General features: G+C 70.8%; 8 protein-coding genes. 3 read left to right on the top strand and 5 right to left on the bottom strand.

Going from position 1 to position 11038, the window contains the following annotated elements:
* The first annotated feature begins 48 nt into the window (after positions 1-48).
* Entirely contained in the window at positions 49-1254 is a 1206-nt protein-coding gene (locus ACLBWX_RS17285; protein WP_447678234.1) for an IS701 family transposase, read from the top strand.
* A gap of 353 nt (positions 1255-1607) precedes the next feature.
* Here the strand turns inward: ACLBWX_RS17285 and ACLBWX_RS17280 are convergent, their stop codons facing one another.
* Positions 1608-2183, bottom strand: a complete 576-nt coding sequence (locus tag ACLBWX_RS17280; protein ID WP_447678233.1) for a PilZ domain-containing protein — start codon at positions 2181-2183, stop codon at positions 1608-1610.
* Positions 2184-2315: 132 nt separating this feature from the next.
* Positions 2316-3191: a cell envelope integrity EipB family protein gene (locus ACLBWX_RS17275; RefSeq protein WP_447678232.1), complete on the bottom strand. Its 876-nt coding sequence runs from the start codon at positions 3189-3191 to the stop codon at positions 2316-2318.
* A 176-nt stretch (positions 3192-3367) separates the two neighbouring features.
* Here ACLBWX_RS17275 and ACLBWX_RS17270 point away from each other — a divergent pair, with 176 nt between their 5' ends.
* Positions 3368-3877: an OsmC family protein gene (locus ACLBWX_RS17270; protein WP_447678231.1), complete on the top strand. Its 510-nt coding sequence runs from the start codon at positions 3368-3370 to the stop codon at positions 3875-3877.
* 66 nt (positions 3878-3943) lie between these two features.
* Complete coding sequence (locus ACLBWX_RS17265) at positions 3944-5488, top strand: cation:proton antiporter (RefSeq protein WP_447678230.1); 1545 nt, start codon at positions 3944-3946, stop codon at positions 5486-5488.
* Between the two features lie 22 nt (positions 5489-5510).
* On the opposite strand, the gene ACLBWX_RS17260 is transcribed toward ACLBWX_RS17265, so the two are convergent.
* The 3 genes from ACLBWX_RS17260 to pbpC all read right to left on the bottom strand — a co-directional run bounded on the left by ACLBWX_RS17260 (position 5511) and on the right by pbpC (position 11037).
* A complete protein-coding gene (locus ACLBWX_RS17260) occupies positions 5511-6662 on the bottom strand; it encodes a sensor histidine kinase (RefSeq protein ID WP_447678229.1) in 1152 nt (383 codons plus the stop codon).
* A 132-nt stretch (positions 6663-6794) separates the two neighbouring features.
* Positions 6795-8645, bottom strand: a complete 1851-nt coding sequence (locus tag ACLBWX_RS17255; protein ID WP_447678240.1) for a potassium transporter Kup — start codon at positions 8643-8645, stop codon at positions 6795-6797.
* A 163-nt stretch (positions 8646-8808) separates the two neighbouring features.
* The gene (pbpC, locus tag ACLBWX_RS17250; protein ID WP_447678228.1) at positions 8809-11037 is read right to left on the bottom strand and encodes a penicillin-binding protein 1C; all 2229 of its coding nucleotides are present in this window, start codon (positions 11035-11037) and stop codon (positions 8809-8811) included.
* Between the last annotated feature and the right edge of the window lies 1 nt (position 11038).

Below are 11038 nucleotides of genomic sequence, written 5' to 3'. Positions count from 1 at the left end.
TAGCATTACAGTTGCGTTTCCGACGAGGTTCTGAATCTCTGCCTCACCATGATTCGCGCATCATGGACGACCGGGACCTCTGTCGAGGCGACGCTGGAGTTGTGGGCCTCGTCGCTGCGAGACGTGAAGGGGCGCATGCGGCCCCTGTTCACCCAGGAGCGGGTCGCCGCCTCGGCGGGCGCGTTCCTGGACGGACTGCTCGGCACGGAGCGGCGCAAGACCGGTTGGATGCGGGCGGAAGCCGCGGGCGATCCTGGGCCTTGGCGTCAACAGGCCGTGCTCGGTCGCGGACGCTGGGATGCCGACACCCTGCGCGACGTGGTGCGGGATTATGCCCTGGAGACGCTGGCCGACCCAGATGCGGTTCTGGTCCTCGACGAGACCGGCTTCCTCAAGCAGGGCAAAGCCTCGTGCGGCGTGCATCGTCAGTACACCGGCTCGGCCGGCAAGATTACGAACTGTCAGATCGGCGTGTTTGCGGCCTACGCCTCACGGCACGGTCATGCCTTCATCGATCGGGCCTTGTACCTGCCCAAGACCTGGACTTCGGATCCGGCCCGGCTGGCCGCCGCCCACGTGCCGGAGGGGACGGCCTTCGCGACCAAGCCGGGGCTGGCTCTGGCGATGATCGAGCGGGCGATGGCCGCCGACGTGCCGTTTTCCTGGGTGGCGGCCGATACCGTGTACGGGGTCGGCGACATCGGACAAGCGCTACGCCGGGCGGGCAAGGGCTACGTGCTCGGGGTCAAGAGTGATCACAGGCTCAATTCCTGGATCGACAAGCCACCGGTGGCGGGCACCGCCGAGGCGATCGCGAACGGCCTTGCTCCGACGGCCTGGACGCGTCTGTCGGCGGGCGACGGGACGAAGGGCGCGCGGCTGTACGACTGGGCCTACTGCGAACTGGCCGACCTCGATGGTGCCGACGACCAGACCGGCCTGTGGACGCGGGGGCTCCTGATCCGGCGCAGCCTGGCTGACGACGAGCGGTTCTACTTCACGACCTGGTGCCCGGCCGGCACGCCGATCCAGACCCTGGTCGACGTCGAGGGACGGCGTTGGAGCATCGAGGATGCGTTCGAGACGGCCAAGACCGAACTCGGGCTCGCTCACAACGAGACCCGCTCCTGGCACGGCTGGCACCGACACGTCAGCCTGGTGATGATGGCCTTTGCCCTGCTGGCGGTGATCCGCCGTCACGCCAACGCACCGCCCCCAAAAAGACCGGCTCGGACGAGACCGCGCGCCCATTGATCCGCTGGTCAGTGCAGGAGATCCGCCGCATCGCGGTCCGTCTCGCGCAGCGGCGCATCCAGCCCGCTCACGTCATCGCATGGTCGCTCTGGCGACGGGCGCATCAGGCCGCCGCCCGCCAAGCCCATCTCAAACGCCGTACCGCACACCCCAAACGGCGACGACAAGGCCCGAAGCCCAGGACAGCCACCCAACAGACATCACACACCAAAACGCAACTGTAATGCTAGAAGATGTCATTTGAAAGAATCTTAATTGCAGCGCGGCCGACCATGCCAGCTGACGTTGCGCCGGGCTCGCGGAGTCGCGTCGCTCCGGCAGCCCGCGGCGGGAACTCCCTTCGGTCCCCTACCTCAAAGGGAGACGTGGGGTCCGAGCTCTCCGGCGGGCAAGGAATGCAGGAACGCGGCGCCGATGCCGTCCTTGAAGCAGCGGGCGACCGTGGCGGGCGTCTGGCCAAGGGTGATCCGCGTGCCCGGCTCCAGGGGGAGGTCGATGCGCAGGGCGGCGCCGGAGGCCGAGACATTGATGAGCCGGCCGGGGATGCGGGTGCCGCAGGGCATGGTGACGAGGATGTCGGGCTGGTCCGGCACGAAGCGGGGGTGCACGCGCTGGGGCACCTCGCCGCCATTCTGCTCGGAGGCGAGGTCGAGCAGCCGGCGCACGATGACGGGGAGCGGCGCGTCGGCGCGGATCACCCGGGTGACGAAATGCTCCTTGCCGCCCTCGATGACCAGCGCCTCCAGGGAGCCTGCGTGCCGGATGCTGCAGGACAGGGCTTCACCCGGGGACGGCACGACGGAGGACCGGAAGCGAAGTCCGGTCACGGACAGGTCGGCGGTGACGGCATAGAAGTCGGCGCGATACCGATTCCAGCAGATGGCTGGCAGGATCAGTCTCGTCTGCGTAGGGGTGAAAGGTTCGTCCATGACCATTCTGCGGTTGCAGGACCCCATAAGGGCGCTCGGTCCCGGAAATTCCTTTACGGCGACGCTGACAATTTGAGGCAATCCGGTTCAGATGCACGCGACGCGCCGACCGGTCCCGTGCGGGCACCGCTCCTAGGGGTTGCAGTCGGTGCTCGACGGAAGGGTATCGAGGCGGGTGAGATCGCCGACCACGGCGAATTCGCCATAGTTGAGCCGCAGCGCGCCGCTGACCCCGTTCTCGTAGAGGTCGAAGCCGAGGACGTAGACCGGCGTGCGTTCGCCCTGCCCGGGGATGTAGTAGCTCAAGGTGACGGGCCAGCGCGGCACGTTCGCCATCGGCCCGTCCCGCAGCGGCTTGTCGTGCTCGGCCGCCCTGTCGGAGGCCGTCGGCGTTGGGATCTGCCGGCCGATGACCGCGAGGGTGTCGTAGACCTTGCGCCCATCGTCGGAGCCGTCGAAGACCTTGACCGAGACGGTGCTCTGTCCGTCGCGGGCCGCCTGGATCAGGCGCCGCATGTGCACCGTGGGGAACAGGACCTCGCTCGCATCCTGGAACTGGTCGCGCTTGGGCTCCTTCAGCTTGACCTTCAGCAGGTCGGAACTCGATTCGGCGGTGCCGTCCACCGTCTGGCCGGGTGCGCCGTTGAGCACCGTGCTGGTCTTGAAACGGTAGCTGCGCCCGTCCCCGCTCTCGAAGGTGGTATTGCGCAGGTCCGAGGTGCGGCTGCCGGTCTCGCCGCTCTCCAGCACCGTCACCTGCCGGGTCTGCATCGTGTAGCCCTTGCAGGCATCCCCGGTGAAATCGATGACGATGCGCCCGCGCGCGCTCTCCACCGCCCGGGTGCCACTGCTCTCGGCGAGGGAGAGGTCGTAGACGGCCCGGTGATTGGCGAGGGTGATCGGCGCGGCGGCCTCCGCCCCGGTGGCGAAGAGGACGAGGCCGGCGGCGATGCCGGGGAAGGCCATCCGCGCCATCGCGGCGGCGGCACTCACGCTGGGACGACGCATGGAGTCTCCTGACAGGGCGGGGCCGGAGGATGCGGACCCCGTCGATGCCTCCCCAGATAGGGCATCCCGCGGATCCGAGCGAGGTTCGATCGGCTGCGTCCGCATTCGCCGCGCCGACGGGGCGCCCTAGATAAGTCTGTCGAAGAAGAACCTGAAGACGGGAGAAGGAAACGCCCATGGACGCCGACACCCTGCGCTCGCTCCAGGCCCCGATCAAGGACCGCTACCGCAACGCTCCGGACGCGGCCATGGTGACCCTGCGCGCCCGGGGCAGCCTCGACGACACCGCGATCGCCTGCAAGGTCGAGACCGGGCGCGCCCTCGCGGTGGCGGGCCTGCACCCGGCCACCGGCGGCTCCGGTGCCGAGCTCTGCTCGGGCGACATGCTGCTCGAAGCCCTGGTGGCCTGCGCCGGCGTCACCTTGAAGGCGGTGGCCACCGCGATTGGCATCGAACTCCGGTCCGGCACGGTGAGCGCCGAGGGCGACCTCGACTTCCGCGGCACCCTCGGAGTCGACAAGGAGGCACCCGTGGGCTTCCGCGCGATCCGCCTCGCCTTCGTCCTCGACACCGACGCCCCCCAGGACAAGCTCGACCAGCTCCTCAAGCTGACCGAGCGCTACTGCGTCGTGTTCCAGACCCTGAACCACAAGCCCGAGCTCGCCGTCGCCCTCGCGCAGGGCTGATCGGCCCCGTGGGCTTTCGCGCCGAGACGAGTGATCCCGGCGCCGTGATGGTGCGTTCCCCTCGACATGATGATTTTCCAATGGACTGTCGGCGTCCTCCTCGGCGCCGTGCTCCTGGCCGCGCTCGCCCGCCGGGTGGGTGCTCCCTATCCGGTGTTCCTGGCCCTCGGGGGAATTGGCCTCGCCTTCATCCCCGCCGTGCCCAACCTCGTCCTCGACCCGGAACTGGCGCTGGCCCTGTTCCTGGCGCCGGTGCTGCTCGATGCCGGCTACGACACCTCGGTGCGGGATCTGCGCACCCACTGGCGCCCGATCGCCGGCCTCGCCTTCGGCGCGGTGGTGGCGACGACGGCGGCGGTGGCCGTGGTGGTGAAGTGGCTCGTGCCCGACATGCCCTGGGCCGCCTGCATCGTGCTCGGCGCGGTGGTGGCGCCGCCCGACGCCGTGGCGGCGCTCTCGGTACTGCGCCACGTCTCCCTGCCCCACCGCCTCACCACGATCCTGCGCGGCGAGAGCCTGCTCAACGATGCTGGCTCGCTGCTGATCTACCGCCTCGGCGTCACAGCGGCGGTCTCCGGGACGTTCTCGGCCGCCGAGATCGGACCGGCCTTCCTCGTCGGCATCCTCGGCAGCCTCGTGGCCGGGCCGGTCCTCGCCCTCCTCTACAGCGCCGCGACGCGCCCGGTCGCCGATGCGCCGAGCGTCATCGTGCTGCAATTCGTGGCCGCCTTCGGGATCTGGATCGGTGCGGAGCACATGCACCTGTCCGGGGTGCTCACCGTGGTCACCTTCGCCATCACGGTGGCGCGCATCGCCCCCGGCCACACCCCGCCGCGCACCCGCATCGTCTCCTACGCGGTCTGGGACACGGCGGTGTTCGTCCTCAACGTGCTCGCCTTCGTGCTGATCGGCTTGCAGATCGGGCCGATCCTGGAGCGCCTGACCCGGGCGCAGCAGGTCTCCTACGCGCTGGTCGGGGCGGCGGTGTTCCTCACCGTGGTGGTGGTGCGCTTCCTCTGGGTCCTGCCGACGGCCCACCTCGCCCGCCTCGGCACCAATGGGACCGAGACCCGCGACCGCGGCCTCTCGGCCGGCATCGCGGTGTCCTGGGCGGGGATGCGCGGCATCGTCACCATCGCGACGGCGCTGGCCCTACCCGACGGCGATCCGGGCTTTCCCTATCGCGACCTCATCGTGCTCACCGCCTTCTGCGTCATCATCGGCACGCTGACGGTGCAGGGACTCACCCTGCGCCTTCTGCTCGGCAAGCTCGGGCTGGAGGACAACGACCCCGTCGGCCGCGAGGTGGGGCATGGCCGGACCGAGGCCTACCGGGCCGCCCTCAAAACCCTGGAGGACGCGGAGGACGCACCTTCCGAGGCCCTGCGCGAGGAGTTCCGCATCGCCCTGGAACAGGCCGAGGCCCGCGACACGGGCTTCGCCTCCGAGGCTCTGCCCGCCGATGCCGCCCGCCGGCGCGCCATCGACGCGGCGCGGGACCGGGTGCTGGCGCTGCGCCGCTCCGGCGACATCGGCGACGACGCCTACTACGTGCTGGAGGAGGAGTTCGACTGGGCCGAGATGAACGCGACGCCCCGGGCCGAGACCTGAGGCGCGCGAAGGCCCGGCGGCCTCAGGCCGAGGGCGCCACCCGCAGGGAGAAATGCGCCCCCTGCACGTCCGGGGCGACCGCGAGGGCGCCTCCGAGCTGGCGGGCGAGGCTGTTGACGATGCGCATGCCGAGGCTGGCGCTGCGCGCCGCGGTAGGATCGAATCCCTCCGGAAGCCCGGCGCCGTCATCTTCCACCGCGAGGATCAGACCACCCGCATCGTCGGGCTGGGCCTCGACCCGGATCTCGCCCTCGCCGTCCGGGTAGGCGTACTTGATCGCGTTGGTGACGAGTTCGTTGACGAAGAGTCCGAGGGGGATCGCGAGATCGGCGGGGATGTTCATCCGGGCCGCGCGGCAGACGAGGCGGTGGCGGGGCGCGCTCTCCTGCAGCTTGGCGCACAGGGCCTCGAGGAAGCCCGCCACGTCGATCGCCTCCAGGCTCGGCTGGCGCCAGAGCTGGTCGTGAACCTGGGCCACCGCCTCCACGCGGGTGCGGGCATCGGCGAGCGCGCTCTTCACGTCGGCATTGTCGGAGCCCCGGGCCTGCAGCCCGAGAAATCCCGCCACCACCGCGAGGCTGTTCTTCACCCGGTGGCTCATCTCGCGCGACAGGAGTTCCTGGCGCTCCAGAGCCGCCTTCAGCCGCGCCTCGGCCCGCTGGCGCTCGATGGCGCCGCCGACGAGGTTGGCGAAGCCCTGCATGAAGGCGATGTCCGCCTCCTCGAACTGGCCCTCGCGGGTGTCGTCGACCTCCAGCACGCCGTAGTTGCCGTCGCGGTTGGCGATCAGCACGTTGATCGCCCGGCGGATGCCGTGATCGGCCATGAGCTTCGGGATGCGGAAGCGCGTCTCGTTCTCGAGGTGATTCGAGATCACGGGCCGTCCCGTCTTCAGGGCGTAGCCGGCCGGCGAGGCGAGGTCGGTGCCGATGGTGGTCGTGCCGACCGCGTCCTCGGCCCAGCCGACCCCGGCGCAGACGAGGAGGCAGTCCTGGTGCGGCTTGTATTCCAGGGCCTTGCAGAACTGCGCCTCCATGCCTTCGGCGCAGAGTTCGGTGGCGCGCTGGAGCAGGGGCAGCAACTCGGTGGCGCGCAGCGCCTCGACCCCGAAATCGGAGAGGATCGCCTGCTGCCGCAGGCGGATCGCCAGGGCTTTCGGCGCCAGTTCGCTCATCGCTACGCTACACGTCCCGGGTTCGGCGCGGCCGGGCTGTCCGCCCGCGCAGCTTCCTTTTGCGACACCCGAAGCGCTACCCGCAAGGGCATACGGCAAGGTCCGCACTAGAGTTGATGGCCCGTGTCCGGCTCAGATCTCGATCTCGGTGCCGACCTCCACCAATTGCCGCGTCGGCACGCAGAAATGCGCTCCGGTGCGCTCGGCGTTGCGCAGCAGGAAGGCGTAGATCTCTTCGCGCCAGGTCGCCATGCCGCGGTGGTCGCTCTTCGGGATGATGGTCTCGTGGCCAATGAAGATCGTGAGATCCTCAAGGCATTCCGGCGGCAGGCGTTTGGCCTCCACCGCGCAGCGCAGGCCGTCGGGGACCGAGGCGTCCTCCATGAAGCCGTAGCGCAGGATGACGCGGGTGATGTCGGGGGTAATCACCACGACCTCGGCGCGCTGATCGCGGGCCACCATGGGCTCCTCCTCGTAGCGGGCGGTGACGATGAGGATGCGCTTGTGCAGGGCGTGGCTGCGCGCGACGAAGCGGGAGAGGTGCAGGGGAATGGCGCTGGTGGCCGAGGACAGGAAGGCGGCGTTCCCGGGCAGGACGATCGGCGGATCGCGTCGCAGCTGATCCAGGAACTCGCCCTCGGGCTGGCGTAGAGAAACCCGTGCCGCCTCCACGAGCTGGTTGCCCTTGCGCCAGGTCAGCATCAGGAAGGCGACGAGGGCGGCGAGCATCAGTGGAAACCAGCCGCCCTCGAACAGCTTCACGGTGTTGGCCCCAAGGAACACGAGGTCGATGAGGAGGAAGAACCCGTTCACCGCCAGCACGGCCACGGGATTGTAGCCCCATTTCAGTGCCACGAGAGCGGCGAGCAGGGTGGTGATCGCCATCAGGGAGGCGACCGCGATGCCGTAGGCGCCGGCGAGCGCGTCCGAGGAGCCGAAGACCAGGACCGCGCTCAGGGTTGCGGCGGCCAGCAGCCAGTTCACCATCGGCACGTAGATCTGCCCGCGCTCGTGCCGGGCGGTGTGGACCACCCGCATCGGCGGCAGGAAGCCGAGCTGGATCGATTGCTGGGTCAGCGAGAAGGCGCCCGAGATGATCGATTGCGAGGCGATGACGGTGGCCACCGTGGCGAGACCGATCAGCGGATAGTGCGCCCAGTCCGGGCTCAGGCGGTAGAACGGGTTCTCGATGGCATCGGGCTCGGCGAGCAGCAGCGCGCCCTGCCCGAAGTAATGGATCACCAGAGACGGCAGCACGAGGCCGAACCACGAGGCGCGGATCGGCCCGGCCCCGAAATGCCCGAGATCGGCATACATCGCCTCGCCGCCGGTGACCGCCAGGAAGGCCGCACCCAGCATGGCGAAGCTCACGTGCCAGCCCGCATGCGCCAGGAATTCGACGGCCCTGAGCGGATTGAGGGCGGCCAGGATCTGCGGCGCGTGCCAGATGCCGCCGAGGCCGAGCAGCGCCAGCACGACGAACCAGACCAGCATCACCGGCCCGAAGATGCGGCCGATGAAGGCCACGCCCCGGCTCTGGACCAGGAACAGCCCCACCAGGATCAGCACCGTGATCGGCACGACGAAGCGCGACAGGGCCGGGGCCTCGACCTTGAGGCCCTCCACCGCCGAGAGCACGGAGATCGCCGGCGTGATCGCGCCGTCGCCGTAGAGGAGGGCGGCCCCCACGAGGCCGACCACGAGGAGCACTCCGGCCCAGGAGCCGGCCTTGGCGTTCCGGGCCCCGAGCAGGGCCAGCATGGCGACGATGCCGCCCTCGCCGCGATTGTCGGCGCGCAGGATCAGCACGGCGTATTTGATGGAGACGATGAGGATCAGCGACCACAGGATCAGCGAGACGGCACCCGTCACCGCGACCGGCGTCGGCGGGGCTCCGGCGCTCGCGGCCCGGACCGCCTCCTTGAAGGCGTAGAGGGGCGAGGTGCCGATATCGCCGTAGACGATGCCGAGCGCCCCCAGCATCACCGCCGGGCGCAGGGCCGGCCGTCCCGGTCGGGATTCCTCGTGGGCCACGGGCACGCTCTCCGGCAACGGCGAAGGTTCGCTCTGCCGCTCGCAGGTAGGGGCGGGTTTCCTCCCGACCAGGGGCCCGACCGGCCTTCGGCTTGAACCCCGGACGGGGGCGTCACTCGAGCCGCACCACCACGCTGTCGCTGGCGCCCGTGGCGTCCATCACCGAGATCCGCGCGAAACCTGCCCCTTCCGGAGCCCAAGCCGATTGCCGGCGGGCGCCGCCCGCCACCGGCAAGCCGTCGACCATCCAGGTCAGGGGCGGCACGCCGCCGAGCGCCTTCAGGGCGAGGCTCGCCGACGGCGCGGGCTCGGGTTCCGACAGACCCAGATCGATGCGGGCGCCGTCCGGCGGGTAGGCGATCTTCAGGGCGCCCCCCAAGGCCGCAGACAGGGTCTTGGGGACGTCGCGCCGGATGTGGCGCAGTGGAGGCGGAAGGCCGGCCGTGGTGGTCACCAGGGCGTCGCGCGGCATCGGCACTGGGTCGGGTTCCCCGCCGAAGCGGGCGAAGGCGTCGAACAGGATCGGTGCCGCGACCACCCGGCCGACGAGGCCCGGCACGGCGTTGCCGTCCGGCCGCCCCACCCAGACGGCGATCGTGACGCGCCGGTCGAATCCCACCGCCAGGGCGTCCCGGTAGCCGTAGGAGGTGCCGGTCTTGTAGGCGATCCGGCCGGCCAGGGCGTTCTCCGGCGGGGGCGCCCCCCGGAGCGTGTCGGCGACGTACCAGGCGGCGACGGCTTCCGTGATGCGGGCCTCCGGGGCCGCCTCGGCCGAGGTCTCGCCGACGCGGCGGGTCAGGTTCGGCACCAGCCCCTGCCGGGCGAGGCCGGAGAACAGCCGGGCGAGGTCGGTGAGCGTGATGCCGAGGCCGCCGAGCGCCACCGGCAGACCCGGCGCGGTGTCGCGGGGGAGATCGATGCGCGCACCCGCCGCCCGCAGGCGCGCGATGAAGCGGGCGGGACCGACCACCTCCAGCAGGTCTACGGCCGGCACGTTCAGGGAGAGTTGGAGGGCACGCCGCGCCGTCACGCTGCCCTGGTAGCCGAGGTCGAAATTTTCCGGGGCGTAGGCACCTGCGAAACGGACAGGCCGGTCGTCGAGTTGCGTCTCGGGATGGGCGAGGCCTGTCTCGAAGGCGAGCGCGTAGATGAAGGGCTTGAGGGCGGAGCCCGGTGAGCGCATCGCGCCCGTCATGTCGATGGCACCGGCCCGGCTCGCATCGAGGTAGCCGGGGCTGCCGACCTGGGCCAGCACCGCGCCGGTGCGGTTGTCGAGCGCCAGGATGGCGGCGGAAATCCCTGACCCGAGGGCGGTGGCGCGCTCGGCGCCCAGGATTTCGAGACTGGCTTGCAGGCGGCCATCGAGGGTGAGGCGGATCACCTGCGCGGCCGGGTCGGCGGCGTGCGCGGCGTCCGCCGCGTGGGCGGCCAGCATCGGGAAGGGCTTTCGCCCGGCCGGCACCGGCTCGGCGCGGGCGGCCTCCGCCTCGGCCGCCGTGATGACGCCCCGTTCGGCGGCAATGGCGAGGACCCGGTCGCGGGCGCGCCGGGCCGCCTGGGGGAAGCGATCCGGCCGCCGGGCCTCCGGCGCCTGCGGCAGGGCGACGAGGAGGGCGCTCTCGGCAAAGGACAGCCGGGCCGGCTCGCGCCCGAAATACGCCAGGCTGGCGGCGCGCAGGCCCTCCACCGGGCCGCCGTAAGGAGCGAGCGCCAGGTACAGGTCGAGCACCCCGTCCTTACCGAGGCGCCGCTCCAACTGCACCGCCCGCACCATCTGACGCAGCTTGGCGGCGAGCGAGCGCTCCGCCCGCGGCTCCACGAGGCGGGCCACCTGCATCGACAGGGTCGAGCCCCCCGAGACGATGCGCCCCGCCGCCAGCCACTGCCCCGCGGCCCGGAGGGTCGCTGCCGGATCGATGCCCGGATGGGTCGCGAAGCGCCGGTCCTCGTAGGCCGTGAGCATGGCGCGGAAGCGCGGATCGACCTGAGACCGGGTCACCGGCAGGCGCCAGCGCCCATCGGCGGTGGCGAAGGGGCGCAGCAGCCGCCCGTCGCGGTCGAGCACCACCGTCGAGCGGAGCCCGGCCTGGGTCAGGTCGAGGGGCGGCAGGGTGTCGACGAAGCGCCAGAGCGCGATGGTTGGGGCGGCGAGGAGGAGGAGGAGGAGAAGTCCCGCGACGATCGCGAGGCGCCCTCCCCCCTGTGCGGCAGAGGGTGGCCCTCGCGTGAGCGAGGGTCGGGAGAGGGGTGCGCGCTGTCCGGAAAGGTCGCTCCCTCTCCCGCCTGCTCCGCAGGCACCCTCCCCCGCAGAGGGGGGAGGGTCGATGCGCGGCCGACCCATC

The organism is Methylobacterium sp. M6A4_1b (assembly GCF_053345175.1).
The sequence above is the reverse complement of the archived record's forward strand: the minus strand, read 5'-3'. Positions and strand labels throughout refer to the sequence as shown.